Origin of the sequence: Pseudomonas sp. NFPP04 (assembly GCF_900113815.1) — a bacterium.
GTDB classification, from domain to species: domain Bacteria; phylum Pseudomonadota; class Gammaproteobacteria; order Pseudomonadales; family Pseudomonadaceae; genus Aquipseudomonas; species Aquipseudomonas extremorientalis.
Window position 1 is genome coordinate 353,717 of sequence record NZ_FOQS01000006.1, and the last position, 20,830, is coordinate 374,546.

At 62.1% G+C, this 20,830-nt stretch carries 23 protein-coding genes; 11 read left to right on the forward strand and 12 right to left on the reverse strand.

The genetic code is table 11. The features are described 5' to 3' along the window. Window positions 1-72 precede the first annotated feature (72 nt). The 9 genes from BM017_RS16000 (at window position 73) to BM017_RS16045 (ending at window position 7,970) form a co-directional block, all read left to right on the forward strand. Window positions 73-354 carry a BrnT family toxin gene (locus BM017_RS16000; RefSeq protein ID WP_058427065.1) on the forward strand — a complete coding sequence of 94 codons (282 nt, stop codon included), beginning with the start codon at window positions 73-75 and terminating at the stop codon, window positions 352-354. Window positions 355-357: 3 nt separating this feature from the next. Continuing rightward, window positions 358-732 (forward strand): BrnA antitoxin family protein, encoded by a 375-nt coding sequence (locus tag BM017_RS16005; RefSeq protein ID WP_058427066.1) that lies wholly within the window; start codon window positions 358-360, stop codon window positions 730-732. Between the two features lie 4 nt (window positions 733-736). After that, on the forward strand, window positions 737-1,180 hold the full coding sequence (locus BM017_RS16010) for a GNAT family N-acetyltransferase (protein WP_071491513.1): 444 nt from the start codon (window positions 737-739) through the stop codon (window positions 1,178-1,180). A 110-nt stretch (window positions 1,181-1,290) separates the two neighbouring features. After that, window positions 1,291-2,394, forward strand: a complete 1,104-nt coding sequence (locus BM017_RS16015) for a serine hydrolase domain-containing protein (RefSeq protein ID WP_092246119.1) — start codon at window positions 1,291-1,293, stop codon at window positions 2,392-2,394. Window positions 2,395-2,520: 126 nt separating this feature from the next. Then, window positions 2,521-3,306, forward strand: a complete 786-nt coding sequence (gene flgG / locus BM017_RS16020) for a flagellar basal-body rod protein FlgG (RefSeq protein WP_092246122.1) — start codon at window positions 2,521-2,523, stop codon at window positions 3,304-3,306. 63 nt (window positions 3,307-3,369) lie between these two features. Further along, window positions 3,370-4,119: a response regulator gene (locus BM017_RS16025; protein ID WP_092246127.1), complete on the forward strand. Its 750-nt coding sequence runs from the start codon at window positions 3,370-3,372 to the stop codon at window positions 4,117-4,119. Beyond that, window positions 4,116-5,177 carry an ATP-binding protein gene (locus BM017_RS16030; protein WP_092246130.1) on the forward strand — a complete coding sequence of 354 codons (1,062 nt, stop codon included), beginning with the start codon at window positions 4,116-4,118 and terminating at the stop codon, window positions 5,175-5,177. The genes BM017_RS16025 and BM017_RS16030 overlap by 4 nt, the downstream gene beginning before the upstream one ends. Window positions 5,178-5,398: 221 nt before the next feature. Beyond that, window positions 5,399-5,701, forward strand: coding sequence for a hypothetical protein (locus tag BM017_RS16040; RefSeq protein ID WP_092246136.1), 303 nt, complete (start codon window positions 5,399-5,401; stop codon window positions 5,699-5,701). 232 nt (window positions 5,702-5,933) lie between these two features. Beyond that, the gene (locus BM017_RS16045) at window positions 5,934-7,970 is read left to right on the forward strand and encodes an NADH:flavin oxidoreductase (RefSeq protein ID WP_092246138.1); all 2,037 of its coding nucleotides are present in this window, start codon (window positions 5,934-5,936) and stop codon (window positions 7,968-7,970) included. Here BM017_RS16045 and BM017_RS16050 read toward each other — a convergent pair. Next, window positions 7,967-8,638: a TetR/AcrR family transcriptional regulator gene (locus tag BM017_RS16050; RefSeq protein ID WP_092246141.1), complete on the reverse strand. Its 672-nt coding sequence runs from the start codon at window positions 8,636-8,638 to the stop codon at window positions 7,967-7,969. The genes BM017_RS16045 and BM017_RS16050 overlap by 4 nt on opposite strands. Window positions 8,639-8,777: 139 nt before the next feature. Between BM017_RS16050 and BM017_RS16055 the strand changes: the two genes are divergently transcribed. Next, window positions 8,778-9,554 (forward strand): hypothetical protein, encoded by a 777-nt coding sequence (locus tag BM017_RS16055; protein ID WP_170856089.1) that lies wholly within the window; start codon window positions 8,778-8,780, stop codon window positions 9,552-9,554. 68 nt (window positions 9,555-9,622) lie between these two features. Here BM017_RS16055 and BM017_RS16060 read toward each other — a convergent pair whose 3' ends face one another. Genes BM017_RS16060 through BM017_RS16075 form a run of 4 tightly spaced genes read right to left on the reverse strand, consistent with a single transcriptional unit; the run spans window position 9,623 to window position 13,416 of the window. After that, entirely contained in the window at window positions 9,623-10,471 is an 849-nt protein-coding gene (locus tag BM017_RS16060; protein ID WP_092246147.1) for an alpha/beta fold hydrolase, read from the reverse strand. A gap of 12 nt (window positions 10,472-10,483) precedes the next feature. Beyond that, window positions 10,484-11,776, reverse strand: coding sequence for an NAD(P)/FAD-dependent oxidoreductase (locus tag BM017_RS16065; RefSeq protein ID WP_092246149.1), 1,293 nt, complete (start codon window positions 11,774-11,776; stop codon window positions 10,484-10,486). A 43-nt stretch (window positions 11,777-11,819) separates the two neighbouring features. After that, window positions 11,820-12,242: a RidA family protein gene (locus tag BM017_RS16070; RefSeq protein ID WP_092246152.1), complete on the reverse strand. Its 423-nt coding sequence runs from the start codon at window positions 12,240-12,242 to the stop codon at window positions 11,820-11,822. A gap of 34 nt (window positions 12,243-12,276) precedes the next feature. Beyond that, window positions 12,277-13,416: an ornithine cyclodeaminase family protein gene (locus BM017_RS16075; RefSeq protein WP_092246154.1), complete on the reverse strand. Its 1,140-nt coding sequence runs from the start codon at window positions 13,414-13,416 to the stop codon at window positions 12,277-12,279. A 187-nt stretch (window positions 13,417-13,603) separates the two neighbouring features. On the opposite strand from BM017_RS16075, the gene BM017_RS16080 reads away from it, so the two are divergent. Then, window positions 13,604-14,419: a helix-turn-helix domain-containing protein gene (locus tag BM017_RS16080; protein WP_071491526.1), complete on the forward strand. Its 816-nt coding sequence runs from the start codon at window positions 13,604-13,606 to the stop codon at window positions 14,417-14,419. An 11-nt stretch (window positions 14,420-14,430) separates the two neighbouring features. Here BM017_RS16080 and BM017_RS16085 read toward each other — a convergent pair whose 3' ends face one another. From BM017_RS16085 to BM017_RS16115, 7 genes are all read right to left on the reverse strand, one after another. Continuing rightward, complete coding sequence (locus BM017_RS16085; RefSeq protein WP_092246157.1) at window positions 14,431-15,372, reverse strand: helix-turn-helix domain-containing protein; 942 nt, start codon at window positions 15,370-15,372, stop codon at window positions 14,431-14,433. A 74-nt stretch (window positions 15,373-15,446) separates the two neighbouring features. Continuing rightward, the gene (locus BM017_RS16090; RefSeq protein WP_092246160.1) at window positions 15,447-16,226 is read right to left on the reverse strand and encodes a 2-keto-4-pentenoate hydratase; all 780 of its coding nucleotides are present in this window, start codon (window positions 16,224-16,226) and stop codon (window positions 15,447-15,449) included. Next, on the reverse strand, window positions 16,223-17,830 hold the full coding sequence (locus BM017_RS16095) for a bifunctional 3-(3-hydroxy-phenyl)propionate/3-hydroxycinnamic acid hydroxylase (RefSeq protein ID WP_092246163.1): 1,608 nt from the start codon (window positions 17,828-17,830) through the stop codon (window positions 16,223-16,225). Before BM017_RS16095 ends, BM017_RS16090 begins: the two co-directional genes overlap by 4 nt. Window positions 17,831-17,892: 62 nt before the next feature. Continuing rightward, window positions 17,893-18,495 (reverse strand): amino acid synthesis family protein, encoded by a 603-nt coding sequence (locus tag BM017_RS16100; RefSeq protein ID WP_071491530.1) that lies wholly within the window; start codon window positions 18,493-18,495, stop codon window positions 17,893-17,895. 10 nt (window positions 18,496-18,505) lie between these two features. Further along, window positions 18,506-18,964 carry a VOC family protein gene (locus BM017_RS16105; RefSeq protein WP_071491531.1) on the reverse strand — a complete coding sequence of 153 codons (459 nt, stop codon included), beginning with the start codon at window positions 18,962-18,964 and terminating at the stop codon, window positions 18,506-18,508. A gap of 11 nt (window positions 18,965-18,975) precedes the next feature. Next, window positions 18,976-20,016 (reverse strand): beta propeller repeat protein, encoded by a 1,041-nt coding sequence (locus BM017_RS16110; protein WP_071491532.1) that lies wholly within the window; start codon window positions 20,014-20,016, stop codon window positions 18,976-18,978. Window positions 20,017-20,028: 12 nt separating this feature from the next. Continuing rightward, the gene (locus BM017_RS16115) at window positions 20,029-20,823 is read right to left on the reverse strand and encodes an SDR family NAD(P)-dependent oxidoreductase (protein WP_071491533.1); all 795 of its coding nucleotides are present in this window, start codon (window positions 20,821-20,823) and stop codon (window positions 20,029-20,031) included. Window positions 20,824-20,830: the final 7 nt, after the last annotated feature.

Sequence of the window (20,830 nt, forward strand, 5' to 3'; positions counted from 1 at the left end):
CCGCAGACGCTGAACCAATGCCCTGACTGTCGCTTTGTCCAATTGCTTTTATATACATATAAAATATGCATAATGAGAACTTTCAGGATTCAATACGACAAAGCAAAAAGCATCACTAATCAGCAAAAGCACAAGGGCGTGAGCCTTGCCGATGCAGAACCGGTGTTTTACGACGAGACCGCTCTAACCATACAAGACAATGATCACGACGAAGAGCGTTGGATAATCATGGGTACGGACGCAAAGGGACGCGTATTGGTAGTGGCCTACACCTACCGCGATCCAAATTTTGTACGGATTATCAGTGCCAGGCGCGCATCCAAAAATGAACGGCGCCAGTACTTGGAGGCTTGAACCATGAAAGACGAATACGACTTCAGCTCCGGCAAGCGCGGTGCAGTCGCCAGCAACAAAGGCAAAACCCGAATCACTATCATGCTGGATGATGCGGTGATTGCAGCCGCCCGCGAGCGAGCGGAAAATGCAGGTACCGGTTATCAAACCGTGATCAACAACCTACTGCGCCAAGTGTTGGTTTCCCAAGACGCGCATAACCTCGGATCCGCACTGACGAGAAAAGCCAAAACCCTGCAAGTCATCAAGGAGGGAATCAGCCTTTGCGAAGTCGAAGCGCTGGAACAGCAGCTGATCGCGCTCGCCGGAGAGTTGAATCGAGTATTAGTCACACCAAAACCGACCAAACCAAAGGCTAAACCCACTCCGCTGAGGTAATCACTTGCCTACACGCTCGATAAACATCCGCCAGGCCACGCCCGACGACGTGCACGCCCTGATCGAACTGGATGCTTACGCCACGGCCCATACCCACCGCCGCGTATTCATCCATGATGCGGTGGTTCGCCAACACTGCCTCGTCGCCGTCGATAGCGCTGGCCGGTGTGTGGGATACCTGGTGCTGACCCATGATTTTTTCGATCATGGCTTCGTGGCACTGGTGGTTGTGTCGCCGGTTTATCAGCACCAAGGTGTTGCGCTGCGGTTGCTGACGGCGGCACAAGCAGCGTGCAAGACGCCCAAGCTGTTTACTTCAACCAATGCGTCGAACACCGCCGCCCAGGCGCTGTTTGCAAAGGCCGGGTTCGTGCCGAGCGGGCACATCGAAAACCTTGACGATCACGACCCTGAGCGGGTGTATGTGAAATTCATCCAACCCCTGTGAGTGCTGGCCTCATCAGCTCCACGCAGCCTCCATCGAACCTCCCGCAAACATCCACCCCCCTCGCGCACACTGGCACCTCCTGAAACCGCAAAAACGCTTCAGAGGTGCCCATGTTCCGAATCCTTGCGGCGAGTGTCCTGCTGATGTCCGCGCCCCTGGCGATAGCCACCCCGCTCACGGACGAACAACGCTCGGCCATCGACCGCTATGTCAACGCAGAAATAACCCGTCAGCAGTTGCCGGGCCTGGCCCTCGGTATCTTCCGAAACGGCCAGGCCGTGCTCGCCAAGGGCTATGGCCTGGCGAATGTGGAACTCGACGTGCCCATGAGCGCCGACAGCGTGTTGCAGTCCGGCTCGGTGGGTAAATCCTTTACCGCAACGGCCGTCATGATGCTGGTGGAGCAAGGCAAGGTCGGCCTGGACGACAGCATCCGCCAGTACTTCCCCGAGGCGCCGGCAAGTTGGGCGCCGATCACGGTCGCCCATCTGTTGTCCCACACGTCTGGCTTGTCGGCCTACGACACGCCAGCGCTGCAAAAGCCTGGTGGCCCATTGGATATACGCCGCGACTTCACCGAAGCGCAGCTGGCCAAGGCGATTGCCAAGCTGCCGCTGGACTTCAAGGCCGGGCAGAACTGGGCCTACGAAAACACCAATTTCGTGCTGCTCGGCATCCTGATCCAGCGTGTCAGCGGGATACCTTATGGCGAGTTTCTCCAGCAGCGTATCTTCACACCGCTGGGCATGCGCTCGACACGGGTCATCTCGGACCTCGCGATTGTGCCCAACCGGGCGTCGGGCTACGAAAGGGTCGACGGTGAGCTGAGGAACCAGGAATGGGTGTCGCCAACCTTCAATGCCACGGCCGACGGCACGCTCTATTTCAGCGTCCGCGACCTGGAGCGCTGGGACCGCGCCCTCTACGATGAAACCCTGCTGACACAAGCCTCGCTGCAACGGATGTGGACGCCCTACCCCTACGCCGGCAAACAGCGGGCGCAAGGCTACGGGTTCGGCTGGGAAATCCGCACAGTCAACGGCCACCCCGTGATCGAGCACGGCGGCTCCTGGCAAGGCTTTACCTCGTCCATCTCGCGCTACCTCGACGACCGGTTGACGGTGGTGGTGCTAACCAACCTGGATGCCGAACACAGCTACCCGGAAGTCATCGGACGTGGCGTAGCCGGCCTGATCGAACCCGGATTGAAGTGATCAGGGCCAACAAAAAATGCCGCTCTCCATCATTCCTCCACAAAACCTCCCCTGAATGCGCACGTTCGTTGCGCACAATGGCTTTCATCAGAGTGCCCGGTCGACCGGGTTCCCACGGAGAACGGCATGATTCCAGCCCTGTACGTCGCAAAAACCGGCTTGTCGGCGCAGGACACGCAGCTGACGACAATTTCCAACAACCTGGCGAACGTCTCGACCACCGGTTTCAAACGTGATCGCGCCGAGTTCCAGGACTTGCTCTACCAGATCAAGCGCCAGCCGGGCGCACAGTCGACACAGGACAGTGCGTTGCCGTCGGGGTTGCAACTGGGCACCGGCGTACAGATCGTCGGCACCCAGAAAAACTTCAGCGCCGGCAGCCTGCAAACCACCGGGCAACCGCTGGACCTGGCGGTGAACGGGCGCGGTTTTTTCCAGGTGTTGCAGCCGGACGGCACCACCGGCTATACCCGCGACGGCACCTTTCACCTGAACGCCAATGGCCAGGTGGTGACGGCCAGCGGCTTTGCACTGGAACCGGCCATCGTGGTGCCGGATAACGCCAAGACCTTTACCGTGGGCCAGGATGGCACGGTGTCGATCACCGTGGCCGGCAACCCTGCTGCGCAAGTGATCGGCAACCTGCAAACCGCCGACTTCATCAACCCCGTCGGCTTGCAGGCAATCGGCAACAACCTGTTCCTGGAAACCGCCTCCAGCGGCGCGCCCCAGGTCGGCACGCCGGGGCTCAACGGGTTTGGCACCACCCTGCAACGGTCCCTGGAGACCTCCAACGTGAGCACCGTTGAAGAGATGGTCAACATGATCACCACGCAACGGGCCTATGAAATGAACTCCAAAGTGATTTCCACCGCCAACCAGATGTTGGGCGCCCTCACCCAGAAGCTATGATCAACACTTGCAAGCGTGGCCAGGGAGCGGCAAACACGACAAGGCTTATTCACCGAGCAGACTATGAACGATTTTCCCGTTGCATCCTCGCCCCTTCCGAACAGCGTCCGAGACACCCAGGCGCTGATCCTGATCGCCGAAGACGAGCCCGAGATCGCCGACATCCTGATTGCCTATCTCAAGCGCAGCGGCTTTCGTACCGCCCACGCCCTCGACGGCCGGCGCGCCCTGGAATTGCACCAGGCCCTCAAGCCCGATCTGATGCTGCTGGATGTACTGATGCCCCAGGTCGATGGCTGGAAGGTCCTGGCCGAGGTGCGTCATCGCGGCAATACGCCGGTGATCATGCTGACCGCCCAGGACCAGGACATGGACAAGCTGATGGGCCTGCGCATCGGTGCCGACGACTATATCGTCAAGCCGTTCAACCCGGCCGAGGTGGTGGCGCGTACCCAGGCCGTGCTGCGACGCTCCATCGCCTACAAATATGCCGCCGGCGCCAATGTGTTGCGGGTCGATGGTTTTGAAATCGACATCGAAAGCCATCAGGTCACGGTGAATATCGAGGGCAAGGTCCTGCCGCTGCTGCTGACCGTCACCGAATTCAAACTGCTCGCGCAATTGGCCCGGGCTCCGAAACGCGTGTTCAGCCGCGCCGAATTGCTGGCGCTGTGCTCACCGGAAAGCGACAGCCTGGAACGCACGGTCGACAGCCATATCAGCAAGTTGCGCCGCAAGATCGAAGACCTGGGGCTGCAAGGCGTGCCGGCAAGCATTCGCGGCGTGGGCTACCGGTTCGGGAGTGGCGTGTGAAGAAGCTCAATGGCTTGAGCCGCCAGATCATTGCCGCCATGTCGGCGGTGGTGCTCTGCGTGATCGCCCTGGCCGTGATCGGCTCCTACGTGTTTTATGCGCTGTTATGGACCTATTGGCCGCTCTCGGACGAGCAGGCCGATGCCTGGCTGCCGGCCAATGTCGAGTGGGCGTGGATGGCCTTGACCACCTGCGTCAGCCTGGCGGTGGGTGCCTTCGTGGCCACGCGGCTGTCGCGGCGGATCCTGATGCCGCTGAACTCGGTGGCCGAGAACCTGCGCAAACTGGCGGATGGCGACCTCGATGTGCAAGCCGTCGCCGGTGACCAGTCCATCGGCGAAGCGGCGATCCTGGTGGATGATTTCAACAGCATGGCCCAGCGCTTGAAGCGCATGGCACAGGAGCAGGCATTCTGGAATGCGGCGATTGCCCATGAACTGCGCACGCCGCTGACCATCCTGCGCGGCCGCCTGCAAGGCTTGGCCGAGGGTGTATTCGAACCGGACACGGCGCAGTTCTACAGCCTGCTCGGTCAGGTCGAAGGGCTGGCGCGGATGATCGAGGACCTGCGGGTAGTCGGCCTGGGCGACAGCGGCTACCTCGAACTCAATGTGCAGGACGCCGACCTGGCCGCCGGCATTGAAGAGGATGTGCGGCTGTTCGAACCGAGCCTGGTCGCCGCCGGTTTTACCCTGCAACTGGACCTGCAACGCCGGACCCTGCGCTGCGACCCCGCCCGGATACGCCAGGCCCTGCTGGCCCTGCTCGACAACGTGCGTCGGCACGCCACGCCCGGCAACGTCAATGTGCACCTGAGCACCCGCGATGGCATGCATTACCTGAGGGTACGCGACGACGGCCCCGGTATCGATGAGGACCTGGCCACGCACCTGTTCGATGCCTTCCAGCGCGGCGAAAACTCACGTTCCCGCGCCCAGGGCGGCAGCGGCCTGGGCCTGGCGGTGGTGCGCGCGATTGCCCTCGCCCACGGCGGTGCGGTGACGTGCCGGAAAATGGAAAACGGCGGAACGCTGTTTGAACTCAGTTGGAATCTTTAAGTAACCCAGGCCCCACCATGCGCATCTTTTCCATGATGTTCAGAACAACCCGGCGCTATCGATGCTTTGTCTTATTGGACGCCGAGGGTACGTGCGTTGCATTCAAAAGCTGTGCAGCACTGCCCGGAAACGGGCACTGGATCGAAGTTGAATGCATCAACTTGTCGTGGCTGGGCAACCCCTTTCCCAGCCGCGCCCGGATAGCTCAGCGAGCGTGAGAAATGAATTCGTCCTTATCACCCCTTGAAGAGTCGTTGAAACTGCACACTGCCCGGCTGAAACGGCTGCAGCGTTACTGGGTGCCGTTGCAACAGCGCGCGCCCAAATGGGTATTGGCGCTGTGGATTATCGGCGTAGCCGTGTCGCTGGCGACTCAATGCTGGTGCCATTGGTTCGTGACCGCGCCGCTGATCTGCGCGTTGATCATCGCGGAAATCGTGATCGACGAGGCGCAGATGACCCTGCTGTTGCGCACCGATGCCGTGCGCGATTTATTGAATACAGCCCGTGGTCGCTGCTGCTGAGCCTGCTCACCACAGCACGTCCACTCAGCACCACAAGCCCGCTCACTACAACCTGAACATTTCCTCAAACCGCGTGTTGTCCACCGTGCTCCCGCGCGCCTGCATCATTTGGAGAGCATCGGCAGGTCGAAATTAAAATGTACATTCATGTCGAGATTTATTGACGCACATGTACATTTATCCTAATTTCAAATCGCCAAGCCTGATGATGCCCACGACGGAGCACACTCTGATGTCCAGCGATCCCCTGCTGCAGCCCTATAAGATCAAGCACCTGACCCTGCGCAATCGGATCATGACCACGGCCCACGAACCGGCCTACCCGGTGGACGGCATGCCGCAGGCGCTGTACCGCGCCTACCACGTCGAACGCGCCAAGGCTGGCGTGGCCTTGACCATGACCGCAGGCTCCGCCGCGGTGTCGCGGGACAGCCCGCCGGTGTTCAACAATGTGCTGGCGTACAAGGATGAAGTGGTCGGCTGGCTGAAGGATTTGACCGACGAGTGCCACGAACATGGCGCGGCGGTGATGATCCAGTTGACGCACCTGGGCCGTCGCACACGCTGGGACAAGGCCGACTGGCTGCCAGTGGTGTCGCCTTCACACCGGCGCGAGGCCTCGCACCGTTCCTTCCCGAAGAAGCTGGAAGACTGGGACATCGAGCGAATCATCAAAGACTACGTCGACGCGGCCGAGCGCATGCAGGCCGCCGGGCTGGATGGCCTGGAGCTGCAAGCCTACGGGCATTTGATGGACCAATTCTGGTCGCCGCTCACCAACGCGTTGGATGGCCCGTACGGCGGCCCGCTGGAAAACCGCATGCGCTTTACCTTCGATGTCCTGCGCGGCATTCGCCAGCGGGTCGGTGAAGACTTCCTGCTGGGCGTGCGCTACACCGGCGACGAGGCGCTGCCGGGCGGGTTCAATGCCAGCGAAGGTTTGCAGGTGTCGCACCTGCTCAAGGACAGCGGCCTGGTGGACTTCCTCAACGTGGTGCGCGGGCATATCGATACGGATGCGGGCCTCACCGATGTGATCCCGATCCAGGGCATGCGCAACTCGCCGCACCTGGAGTTTGCCGGTGAGATCCGTGCGTCTACCGGGTTCCCCACCTTCCATGCGGCAAAAATCCCCGATGTCGCCACGGCGCGCTACGCCATCGCATCAGGCAAGGTGGACATGGTCGGCATGACCCGCGCCCATATGACCGACCCGCATATCGTGCGCAAGATCATCGAGCGGCGTGAAGAAGACATTCGGCCCTGCGTCGGCGCCAATTACTGCCTGGACCGCATCTACCAGGGCGGTGCGGCGTACTGCATCCACAACCCCGCCACCGGTCGCGAAACCAGCATGCCCCATGACATTCCCAAGGCAGCGGTGCCGCGCAAAGTGCTGATTGTCGGCACGGGACCTGCCGGGCTGGAAGCGGCGCGGGTCGCCGGTGAGCGCGGGCATGATGTGACGGTGCTGGAAGCGGCGGACCGGCCCGGTGGGCAGATCCGCCTGACCGCCCTGAGCGAGCGGCGCCGCGAAATGATCGGCATCATCGACTGGCGCATGAGCCAGTGCGAACGCCTGGGTGTCAAGTTCCACTTCAACACCTGGGCCGAGGCCGAGGCCGTGCTGGCGCTGGAGCCGGATGTGGTGATCGTGGCGACCGGCGGCCTGCCGCATACCGAGGTGCTGGCCCAGGGCAATGAGTTGGTGGTGTCGACCTGGGACATCATTTCCGGCGACGTCAAGCCGGGGCGCCATGTGCTGATCTTCGACGACGCCGGTGACCACGCCGCCCTGCAAGCGGCCGAGGTGATTGCGCAGAGTGGTGCCAGCGTGGAAATCGTCACGCCGGACCGCTCGTTCGCGCCGGAAGTCATGGCCATGAACCTGGTGCCCTACATGCGCAGCCTGCAGGACCTGGACGTGACCTTTACCGTGACCTATCGGGTCGAAACGGTGGAGAAACGCGACGGTCGGCTGCTGGTCACTTTCGGCAGTGACTACGGCGCGGTGCACAAGCAGCGGGTGGTGGACCAGGTGGTGGTCAACCACGGCACCCTGCCCCTGGATGACCTGTACTTCGACCTGCGGGGGCATTCCAGCAACGGCGGCGCGGTCGAGCAGCACGACTTGATCGCCGGCAACGCGCAGCACCTGGTGACCAACCCCGAGGGCCGCTTCCAACTGTTCCGCATCGGCGATGCAGTGGCCGCACGCAACACCCATGCGGCGATCTACGACGCGCTGCGGCTGGTCAAGGATCTCTAAAGCGGCTCAAACACCCCAGGTGCGGTCTCGGCGTAGCCAAACGCCCCAAAGAAGCGGTCCAGTTCGCGCCGCTTCAAGGCCTTGCCGGTGAACACGCTGACGTACTGGGGAATGCGCCGGAAGCGCACCACCACGTCCTCGCTGGTGTTCATCGAGATGTAGCCGATCTGCGTCAGGTAGATGGTCCGCGCGCGCACATCGGCGGCCTCGTCATCGTAGCCAAAGCGCCGGAACATGCCGGTCAGGGCGTTGATACGGGTGTCATCGGCCAGCGCAATTTCCGCGCTGACTTCTGCCGACTGCATGGCCCAACTGCGCACGGCAAATTCGAACTGCGAGTCGAACAGCTCCGGGTTCAGCCAGCATTCAAAGACGTTGAGAATCGCCTCGGAAATGCTTTCGGCGTAACGCTCGCACTGGAACACCAGGTTGCCGGTGTTCTTGTCGCGCCAGCGCGCCAGCAAGGCGGCGAGCAGTTGCTCGCGGTCCTCGAAAAACCAATAGAAACTGGTACGCGACAAGCCCAACTGCTTGGCCAGCGGCAGCACGCGCACGGCGTCGATGCCGGACTCTTTCAACGCCGCGTAGGCGGCGTCCAGCCACACATCGACCGAGCCTCGCCAGCCCGTGTCCTGGTTCTTGCCTCGCGGTTTTGCCGATTGAGCCATCCGGGGGTCACCTTTGCCTGGGAAATGCCGGTCACTTTACACGCCCCCTTCCCTGCGTGCAGTTCGTCGGTAAAACCGCACAAAGAAAAAATCCAGACTACTGTACATACATACAGAAACGTAGTTGAGGATGAGCACCATGAATGAAGATTTGAAGCAGGCAGGTTCTACCACCACCGCACAGCCGACCACCTCATTCGAGCAGGCTAAGACCGGTCGAGCACTGGATTTCACCTGGGCGCCTGACGCCAACACGACGAACACCATCGTCTCGGCGGATTGTGTCGACTATCGGGTCGATACCTCCCGGGGCAGCCCCACCGGTGACAGCCACTCCATTGCACGGCTGACCTACGTCCAGGGGAATGGGGGTGGCCAGATCGGCACGCTGTTTCTCGAAGAGGTGCGTGCGGGCGTAGGCGCCAATACCCAGATAGGGCTGATGGTAGGACGCAAATGGGCAATGGACGCCGACACAGCGAATACCGGCAGCATCGGCACCTACGTCGTGGAACAGTTCGATGACATGCGTGCCAGCGTCAACTACGTCGGGGCCTTCGCCCGTGTCTTCGCCGACCCCAGGATGGTCAGTTATCACGCCGGGGGCCATGTACACACCAATATCTCGATCACCGGCAGCAGGGCCCTGAGCATGGCGGATTCAGGCAAGTCGATTCTGGTCCTGAGCAACACGGACGTGACCCTGACGCTGGGTGATGATGTGACGGAAGGGTTCAGGGCCACGTTGATCCAGGCGGCGGCAGGCAAGATCAACATCGTCGCATCGGGCGACCACACGCTCTACAGTAATGCGGGAAGCCGTACACGCACGCTGAGCCCCCTGGATGAGCTGGAGCTCAGCACGTTTCCAGGCGGCCCGGTGTTCCTGGCCTTCCGGGTGAGGCCGGCAGCCTGAGGTAGCAGGCCAGGCCCCGGGCATTCGGCAGCAAGCAGCCTTGAAGATCAACGCGGCCAACGAGTTCCCTAGGAACACTCAGGCGCAAGTTCCCTGAGGAATGCCCAAACCAATGCGTTGAACACCTCGCCCTGGTCGTCATGCACATAGTGACTCGCGTCGGCCACCTCCACGGTCCGAATATGCGGGTTGCTCGCGGTCATTGCTTCCAACGTTGCTGCCGGCAGGAAGTCCGAGCGGCCGCCGCGAATAAACAGGGTCGAGCAATCCAATGCACGCACCGCCGGCCACAAATCCGTCGGCTCGATGCTCAGGCGCGCCTGGGCAATCCCCTGCTGATCATGGCGCCAGGTGATCCCTGCGTCGTTTTCTTTCATCGAATGCGCCAGCCTGGAGTTCAGGCCCTGCTCCGACAGACCGGGGCGTGACGCCTGCCAGAAGGCACGGGCCAGCTCCCAGTTCTCGAACTGCAACGGTGTCTGGCTCATCTCGCGGCGGATACGCGCAGCGCCATCGCCCTGGCTTGAAGAACCGGGGCCGATGTCTTCAATCATCAGCCCCATCAGCCGACCAGGGTGCTGCCGCGCATATTCAAGGGCGTTGGCGCCGCCCAATGAATGCCCCAGCAAGACAAACCGCTGCAAGCCCACATGGGCGACGAAGTCAGCGAGGTCTTCGACATAGGACTGCGTGTGGTAGGTGTCGGGCGCGGCCCAATCACTCAGGCCCCGCCCGCGTTGGTCCAGGGCATAGATGCAATAGCCTGCGCCCAGGGACTGCACCAGCGAATCCCAGGTTTGCGCATAAGCGCGCAAACCATGCAGCAGCACCAGCGGCACGCCACCCGGCTTGCCCCAACGCAAGAAATGCAGGCGCAGGCCGCAACGGTTGGTGAAGAAACAGCTGTCAGCAAGCATCGGTGTGTTCCTCTAGAAACGATCGAAGCGATAAGGGCTTGGGTCGATGATCGGTGTATGCCCGCTGACCAGGTCTGCCGCGAGATGACCCGCTGCGGGCGACGTACCGAAGCCATGCCCGGAGAAACCCGTGGCCACGGTCAGCCCGGGGATCTGCGCAACCGGCCCGATCACCGGGTTCGAATCCGGCGTGACATCAATCGTACCGGCCCAGGCCTGGGCGATGCGCGCCTGCTCGAACACCGGCCAGGCGGCGATGAGGTTGTTCATCGCATCGCCGTTCAGCCGTGGGTTGGCCGGAGGGTCCTGCACCCGGACGCGCTCGAACGGGCTCACACTGCTGGAGTGCCAACGCCGTGCAAGCTTCAGGTCGTGCAGGAACGGCTTGCCCAGCGATACATCGAGCACATGACGCTGCGCCCGGAACTGCGGCATGTACTGCTTGGCGAGCAACAGGTGATCAAGGGTCAGGAAGGCGTCCAGCTTGCCGCGCTGGGTGACGATGAAACCGCCGTCCTTGTGCTTGCGGAACGAAAAGTCCGGTGCGCCGACGGCAATCTGCGTCGGCCCTTCCATGGGGTGGGTGCGCAGTACCGAGCAGGTCAACGGCAGGGTCGGCAACGACACCCCCAGGTTACCCAGGAAGCGCCGCGACCACATGCCTCCCGCCAGCAATACGTGGTCGCAGCGGATTTCACCTCGCTCGGTGACCACGCCACTCACGGCCCCGGCAGACATTTGCAGCGTACGCACCGCACACTGCTCGACAATCACCACGCCCAGCGCCATGGCCGCCTTGGCGATGGCGCTGCTGGCCAGGGTCGGTTCGGCGCGTGCGTCAGACGGCGTGAAGATGCCACCCGCCCAATCGCCCACGCCGCCGGGCACCAACCCATCGATCTCACGCTTGCTGAGCAACCGTGAATCCAGGGACAGATGCTCCACGGACTTGAGCCAGCCTTCATGCATCGCCATCTGCGCCGGGGTGCGACCGACAAACATAATGCCTTCCTGACGATAGCCGACATCCGCGCCAACCCGCTCGGGCATCTTGGCCCATAACCGGTCGGCCGCGAGGGCCAGGGGAATATCGGCGGCGTGGCGGCTGGTCTTGCGTACCCAGCCCAGGTTGCGCGACGACTGCTCGGCGGCGATGCGGCCTTTTTCCAGCACCACCACCGCGATGTTGCGTTCGGCCAGGGTCAATGCCGCCGTCAAGCCAATAATCCCGCCACCAATGATGACAACGCTGGTGGCGGCAGGAAACGCGGCGGATGTGTTCACGGGCGCAATAGTCGGTGCCATGATCAAGACTCGCTGATGGGCAAATAGGAGCAACCGCTGGCGGTCACTGCGACAGACGAATGACTTCGACCTGCGCCTTGGATGCGTTGCGATAGGCCGTCACTTCCAGCTCCACCTTGTAGACCGTCGACCCCAGTGGCGGGCACGTGACGGTGCTGGCCGGGTCGACGCCGCGAAACTTCTCGCCGATCAGGCCCATCACCGCCGGCACGTCCTTGGGGTCCTGGATGAACACCCGCGAACACACCACATCGGCCAGGCTTGCATCCACCGCCGCCAGGGCGGTTTCGATGTTGGCGAAGACCTGGTGGGCCTGCTCCAGGACGTCTTCCGGGATCAGTTTGGTCTGTGGGTTGCGACCTGCGGTGTTGGACACGTAGATCCAGTTGTCGACGACCACCAGGCGCGAATAGCTGGCCTGGTCTTCGAACGGCGAGCCGGTCTTGAGCTTGATGATGTTTGTCATGTCGAATGCCTCGTCAGAATAGGGGTTGAGTGACTTAACGCAGTACCGGGGTTTCCCACAGGTTCAGGCTGACGCCGATGCCTCGCCTGATCGCATTGCGGTACACCACCGTGCCCCAGGCCACGTCTTCCACGGGCATGCCGCCGACCGACATGATGATGATTTCCTCATCGGTCCTGCGGCCAGGGGCGGCGCCGGCGATGATCTTGCCGATGTCCTCGACGTCTTCCAGGCGCAAGGTGCCTTCGGCAATCATGTCCATGAAGCGCACGCCAATCACCGGCACGCAGTGATGCGCAGGCTTGGGCAACTCTTCAAACCAGGCCTGGTAAAGACCGGTGTTATCCAGCACCTTGCGCACGTCCGCCTGCTCCATGCCTTCATCGAGCGAGCAGGCCGCCGGCATCGCCAGAAATGCGCCCGGCTTGACCCATTCACGCCGCACAATTGGGTAGTTCGAGGGGTCGCCCGTTTCGCCGGAGCTACAATAAGTAACAAGGTCCGAATCGCGGACCACCTCTTCCAGGGTGTCCACCACCTTTATCGTGGTGATTTGCGGATAGGTCGCTTCAACCCACGCAATAAAATCGGTCAGGCTCTTCTGGCCACGGCCTTTGATTTTCAGCGTATCGATGTGCGGGCAGACCGCGATGAACGCCGCCAAGGTGGTCTTGCCCATCACGCCCGGCCCCAGCAGGCCCACGACTTTCGAGTCCTTGCGCGCCAGGTGGCGTGCGCCCACACCGGGAATGGCCCCGGTGCGATACGCCGACAGCAGGTTGGCCGACATGTGTGCCAACGGCGCACCGGTGTCGGGATCATTCAGGGTGAACATCAGGATCGAGCGCGGCAGACCCTTTTCGCGGTTGGCGATATTGGAGCCGTACCACTTCACGCCAGCGGTGCAGAAGCTGCCGCCCAGGTAGGCCGGCATGGCCATCATGCGCCGGTCGGCCGTGGGCTTGGGCATGTTCGGGAACGGCGAATCCTTGGGGAAAATCACCATCGCACCATGGGAATCATTGTTCGGCCCGGCCATGCGGTAGTCGCCGGCGTACAGCAGGCTGAACATCTCTTCCATGGTATTCACGCACGCCAGCATGTCGGTCACGCCCGCGCGGATCATGTCCGGCTCGGAGAGGTAGATAAAGTCGATTTTTGTAGTCGTAGACATAGTTATTCTCGGGTCGAAGGTGATACCGCTGCGGTAGGCGCAGCGCCACGCTGTCGAGGTCGAGTATCGAGGGCACGGAGCCGGGTCGTATTGTAGTTTTCGGACACGCCAGGCCTTGTGTTACCGCCAGAGTTGGCGCGAATCCTGCGTGAAAAATCGCGCCTCTGAGCCTCTCGACAGTGCACCTATGATCTCGACTCCACGGCACCACACGGCAAACGAACAACCCTGGTTCGTTCTCAATTCGTCACGGTATTCGGTCATGCCCTCCGACCACCCGGCGATCTCGCACTTCTATGCGTTCGATGCGGCTCAATCGACTCAGGTACTGGCCGTTCCGGACGGGTGCGTGGACATCGTCTTCGACTGTGATGCCGTGCGTCCGAGCGCCAAGATCTGCGGGACGCCGCTCGCCGCCAAGGCGGTCGAATTGAACCCGAACCACCATTACTTCGGCGTGCGTTTTTCACCCGGCGTCATTCCCGGTTTCATCAATGTGCTGGCGGAAGAATTGACCGAGCGGGAGCTCGACTTGCTGGAGGTTTCGACGTTTGCCCGGCGCATCTTCGACAACATCGTGCAGGCGCCGCAGTTGAGCGAGCAAATGCGCCTGTTCAATGACTATCTTGCACCCCGCCTGATGGGCAAGGCATCACCGCTGACCGCCCTGGTCATTCAACAAGCCATGCGGCATCGCGGGTCTATTCGCATCCACCAGCTTGAAGACCTCAGCGGTTACACCAGCCGCACGCTGCACCGCCAGTTCAGCCAGGACACCGGCATGTCGCCCAAGGCCTTTTGCCGGATCATCCGCTGCCAGGCCGCCCTGGACACCCTCAATACCTGCCGGGACGTGTCGTTCTCGGCGTTGGCGCTCGACCTGGGTTTTGCCGACCAGTCGCACTTCCTGCGCGACTTCAAGCAACTGGTCAGCACCACGCCCTGCGACTACCAGCGCAAAATGCTGCAGAACGCCTACGCCGAGCGGATCAGCTACGCCTGAGAATGGGCGCCCTAGCGGGTCGCCCTGAGGGTTTCGGAGGGTGACTCGCCAAACAGTTCCCGGTAATGCCCGGCAAAATGGCTCAGATGAAAAAAGCCCATCGCCACGGCAATTTCGCCAACGTTCTGGGAGCAGGCAGAGGTGCTGTTCAAGCGGCGGCGCACGGCATTCAGACGCAGGTTGCGCAAGTATTCGACCGGGCGCATGCCGGTCACGGCCTGGAAACTGTTCTGCAGGGTGCGCCGGCTCACCCGCAGGTGTTCGCACAGATCAAGAATGCTCAGGGGCGTGTCGCCACTGGCGTCGATCAACTCCTGGCAACGCTTGACCAGGTAAGCACTGACAGTGACATTGCCACGCCGGCAACGCACCTCATCGGTGGCGTTGCTGAACAGATCGAGGAAGGCGTTGAGCAATTCGTCTTCAAGCATTTTTTCAGCCGCTGGGCTGACCGCCTCGGACTGTTCCACCAGGTGACAGAACAGGGGATGGATACGCTGGCGAATGCGCAAGAGTAACGCATCGTCCACGCTCAACTGAGAAGTGGTCTTCAGCCGCTTGAGCTGCTCGTTGGACAATTCGAAGGCCGCCAGTTTGGCGAAGCGCACCGCGTCGATATTGAACGCAAAAAAGTGCGTGCCCTCGGGCGCATGCAACACAAACTCCTCGCCATCGCGCAACAGCACCACGCTGTGGGTGCCTACCTGTTGGCCTTGCACCACCGGCGCGGGGCCCAGCGACATGGCTGCGCACAGCCGCCCTTTCGGGGCGAAACCGCGCTGGACCACGCGTTTGTCCAACACCTCCTGGAACACCTGGAAGCGATCGGCGGACAATTGCCGCAGCTCACTCGTCAGGCAACCACGGCCAAGCTGGTCATACACTTGGCGCCAGCCGTGGATAGACCCGGCGTGTTGTTGAGGGTCATTGAAGGTTCGCGCTTCAGCGAGCATGGTTGTCGTTCCTCGGTGGTCTGGTGTCTTCATCGACCTGAAAGGGACGCTGTCATCCTTGACCGCACGTGGGTTTACACCGGCACGGTGTCAGCGGTGAAAACCAAAGCCAGTTCCGTGCCAAACATCTGCAGGCGATAGGTGGTCGGCTGGATGCTCATGGGCGCCAGCAACGCCCCGGACAGCACGACCTGTCCCGCCTCCACCGGTTGACCGTCGGCCAGCAGGCGCCGGATCAGCCAGCACAGGTTGGCCAGCGGTGTGTCTTCGCGCTCCAGGGTATTGCCGTCGCCGTACAGCGCACCGGCGCACTCCAGGCGGTAGGTTGCATTGAGGTGCAGGGCTGGATCAAACGGCGTCCGTGGCCCGATGCAATAAAGCCCCGCCGCGGCGTTGTCGGCCAGGAACGCGCCGGCGCCAAAGGTCCAGGCTTGCCAGCGGCAGTCGGCGATTTCGAAGGCAGGCGCGACGTCACGGATGGCCGCCAGGATGTCATGGTCGCTGTAGTCACCGGGCGCCAGGGTGCGCCCGATGACCACCGCCACTTCAATCTCCAGCTTGGGCTGGATCAACCGTGACAGGGCCACCGCCGTGCCCGGCTTGACGCTCATGTTCTCGGTCAACGCGCCGTACACCGGCTGATCGAGGCCAAAACGCTGTTGCGCGGCGCTGCCGGCGAAGGCGATCTTCCACCCGCTCAGGCGCTCGCCGGCCGCCAGGCGGGCGTCCAGCCCCAGGCGTTGCAGCGCGTAACCGGAATACGGGTCCAGCGTCTCGGCGGGCAGCGGCGGCAGGGCCTGCCGGGTCAGGGTGGCCTGGTGCAAGCGGTTGAGCAGTTCGTTGTTGTGGCTCATGACAGTTGCTCCGCCAGTTTGCGCAGTACCCCATCCAGTCGCTCGGGCGTGGTGATCGCGGCGACAAAACGGTCCGGCCGCACCACTACGATGCAATCGCGCACCTTGGAGAACCACTCGCCCAGGCGGTTATCCACGTCTTCCACGCTGATGGCGTCCATCGCCGTCAACGGCTGGTGACGGCCCAGGCCGCTGCGCGAACGATTGACCTGGATGAAGCGTGTGTCCCAGCGCGCCCAGAATGTCGCCATCTCGTCACTGAGTTGCTCGCGCGGGTTGACCCGGTAACCCAACACCGCATAGGAATGCCCCAACACGTCATCCAGGCGCCGACGCTGACCCTTGGCGTCTTCGATATAGGGCTGCACAAACAGCTGGCCGACCAGGTCGTCCTCACGCAGTTCGGCACGTTCGTGATAGACCAGGCCCTTGGTGATGGTGGCCTTGGGTTTGAACTTGAACTCCAACAGGTGCGAGCGCAGGTTGTCGACGCTGTTCACTGCCTGGAACAACCAGTCGCGCACGCCGGCCATCAACGGGTTGGTCAAGCCCAATACGGTGCCCATATTGTCGGCCAGTGCCACCAACTCGGTGGCATGCCCACGGCGCTCCTGGTCGTAGCTTGCGAGGATCCCATGGGACGCACGCCCCTGGATTATTGCCGCGAGTTTCCAGACCACGTTGGCCACGTCGCGCAAACCTGAATTGAGGCCCTGCCCGGCCCAGGGTGGCGAGATATGCGCGGCATCCCCCACCAGCGCCACACGCCCTTGGACAAAGCGTGCCGCCACCCGGGAGTGGTGGGTGTAGGCGCGGATGCGGATGATGTTCAACTGGTCGACGGCGTCGCCGATATGCCCACGGATCAGGTCACGGATGGTGCTTTCTTCGCACATCTTCGCCTCATCTTCGCCTTCCATCAGCATGAACTCCCAACGCCGCTGCTGGTAAGGCAGGTAGATGCACACGAACGGGCGCTGCGGGTCGGCATGCAGTGCGGTGTAGGGGGCATCCAGGGTGTCATTGGCGGTGTCGACCACCACCCATTTGCGCGGATGGGTCAGCCCCAGCAGTTCAACACCGACCTTTTTGCGTACGGTGGAGCGCCCGCCATCGGCGCCGATCACATAGTCGGCGCGCAGCTCATAGATCTCGCCCTGGGCATTGCGCACCTGCAAGGTCACACCCTCGCCGTCCTGCTCCAGTTCAAGCATTTCATGGCCCTGGCGCAACTCCACACAGGTACGCTGCCCCAGGTTTTCGCGCAGCGTGCCTTCAAGTAACTGCTGCATGAAGATGTTGCGCATCGGCCAGCCGTAGTGGGCAGTGCTCGGCTTGACCTCGGCGAAACACACGCCACGTGCGTTGTAATAGCGCAACGGCACGTCGCAGATCATGTCCCGCGCGGCCAGTTCGGCAACGCCGATGCCCTGCAACACCCGCAGCGCTTCATCGTCCATGCCCACCGCACGCGGGTAAGGCAGGATGCAATCAGCCAGTTCAAGGACGACGCAGTCGACACCGTACATCCCCATATAGTGTGCGGCCGTGATCCCATTGGGACCGCCGCCGACAATGACAACTTGGGTCTTCTCCTGCTTCATCGCTCATCACCGCTTTCTTGTTGTGGTTGTAATCCGGTACAGCTCAAGGCGCACGCCTGCTGTCAGTGCAGCCCATCCAGGCCTTTGACGTCCTTAGCCTGCAGGCCGCCCAGGCGCGCATGCAAGCGTCCACGCGTGGCGAAGGCCCAGATGATCACGACCTCGTCGGGCGCCGGCCCGTCGCCAAACATCAGCGATATGCTGTCGTAGTGGGAACGGACGTACAGGGCATCCTTGTGCGCCAGCGGTACGTCGATGGTCGACCCCGGCCCGCCACGCTTGCCGGTGGACGGTACCCAGGATTTGCCGCCGCCCAGCGCGACGCGGATCGGGTCGGCTGCCGGGTTGGTCAGGAATGCGTTACCGTGCTCGTACTCGCCCTCGCTGCCCACCAGGATCGCCTTGCCATAGCTGACAATCTCACGGGCACCGGCCAATGCCTGGATGCGCCGGCCAAACTCTTCGCCCAGCAGCGGCGAAGGGTCGACCAGTTCGGCGAGCGACTCGCTGTAGCGACCGGCATAAGGGTTGGCGATCACGGCGGCAATCGCATATTTGAACAGTGGCTCGCCATCGGCCAGTTGGCCGGTTTCGTTGGCCAGGGTTTCTTCGACAAAGCTGTACCATTTGCGGATGTGATAGCTAGCAAAATTCGCGGTTTTCATCGGGGTTGCCTCAAAGTGGGTCCAGTGGGTCCAGGTTGAAATGTCGGCTCGGTGCGCCAGCGGCCTTGAACCGGGCCTTGCCGCGCGCATCGTCATGCTCGGTCTCGAGGAAGAATTCCATGCGGTTGCCGTCGGGGTCGTTGAAGTACACGCCATGGCCGATTTCGTGGTCGGTGATCTTGACCACCTCGACACCCTTGCCCAGCAACATGCCGTAGAGCTGGCGCAGGGTGGTCATGTCTCCGTCGATTTCCAGGCCGTAGTGTTGCAACCCCAGCCCACCCTGATGGGCGCCAGGGTCGGCGCGGATCAAGGCGATGTCGTGGTGCTTGCCGCCAAACGCCATCATGACCCAGCTCTCGCCCCGGGCACTTTCGTGCATGCCCAGAATGTCGGCGTACCAGCGCGCCGACACGTCCGGGTCACTGACCCAGAGCGATAAGTGAGTACGCAGGATCTCGACTTTCATGGCGATATACCTCAGTGCTTCTTGACGATGGATTGATGCCCGGCCTTGATCTGCGCCACGGCCGGCGTCCACAGCACATCGGCGATCTCGCTGAAGTCGCGCCACTGTTTCTGCCAGCCGTCGCCGCCGTTGTCGGAGGTGAACAGATGCCCGTACTTGGTGCCCGCCACGATCTGCCGGGGGTTGGCCGGGTTGAAGGCAATCGCCCACACGCAGGAATTGGGCTGCTGGGAAAGCGGCAGCACTTCCCAGCTGAGCGCCGCATCGCGGGACACCAGGATCTTGCTGGTGGTGCCCGGCGTGCCATCGGAAATGCTCAGGTACAGGTCGCTTTGCGAGCCCAACGGCGCGTTCATGGCGCGGATGTAATACAGGCCGAAGGCTTCGCGGCCGATGATGCCGGTCCAGGTCAGCCCTTCGTCCAGGCTGCGGTAGACCGCGTTGACGCAGACCACCACGATGACTTTCTGGCCATGGTTGGGCAGTACCAGGATGTTGTGCACGTCCGAGTTGAACTCCCACAACAGGCGGTCATCGACGCGGGTCCAGCTGTCGCCGCCGTCGCGGGAGTGGAACAACCCACCCTCTTCAAGGCCGAACCACAGTTGGTCGGGGTCGGTCGGGTCGTAGGCAAACGCCAGCAGGCGTGGGCGACTGACGCCGTCGCAAAACTCCGGAATTTCCACCGGTGCCCGATCCCAGCTCAGCCCACCGTCCAGGGTGCGCCACAACACAGCGCGGGAAGGTGCACCGGTGCCGACGAAAATCCGTTGTGCGTTCCGTGGGTCCACCGCGACTTTCCACACGGTCTGCCCGTTGAACGGCGAATCGACGCGCTGCCAATGGCCGCCGGTGTCACGGCTGACGCACAAGCCCACGTCGGTGCCGGCATAAATCACCTCGGGCGCGTCGGGGTGCAGGCTCAGTGAGCGAGTGATCGCATCGAATTCCAGGTCCTGCCCCAGGCCCAGGCGATGCCAGGTACGGCCATCGTCGGCACTGCGGATCACCGCTTGCCCGACGGTGGCCACCAAAAGGGTTCCGTTACTCATCACAGATGCTCCTCAGATATAGATACCACGGGTCAAACCGCCGTCGATGCCGATGGACTCGCCGGTCACCGCGCCGGCCTTGGGCGACGCCAGGAAACCAATCAGCCAGCCCATTTCAATCGGAGCGAGGGTGCGGCGAATCGGCGTCGCGTCGATGTAAGCCTGCTCGACCTGCTCCGCGGTCTTGCCTTGCTTGACTGCTTCGCGGTCATACAGCTCCTGGATATGCGGGGTATCCACAACGCCTGGGTGAATCAGGTTGACCGTGATGCCCGAGGGGCCAAGCTGGTCGGACAGAGTCTTGGTCATGTGGGCGATGGCCAGGTTGCGCATGCCCGACAGCACCTTGCTACTGCGTCCGGTGAGGCCACCGATGTTGATGATGCGACCGAAGCCGGCGGCCTTCATGTGCGGGGTCACGGCCTTGGCGCAACGGAAGTAGCCGATCACTTTGGTGTTGAGGTCCGACAGCAGCTCATCGTCACCGGCGTGTTCGATGTCATTGCGCACTACGCCAGACGGCGCAGCGGCACCGTTGACCAGGATGTCGATGCGGCCGAAGTGCTTGTAGGCGGCTTCGACCATTTCCGACACGGCGGACATCTCATTGGTGTCGCAGAACAGCGGCAGCACTTCGTTGCCGGTCTGGGCGCTGATCTCTTCGGCGGCCAGTTGCAGGAACGCCATGCGGCGCGCGCAGATCACCACCTTGCAGCCTTCTTCGGAGAGAAAACGTGCGACTTCCTTGCCGATGCCCATGCCGCCACCGGTAACGATGGCCACGCGGCCTTTCAATTCCAGATCCATAACAATT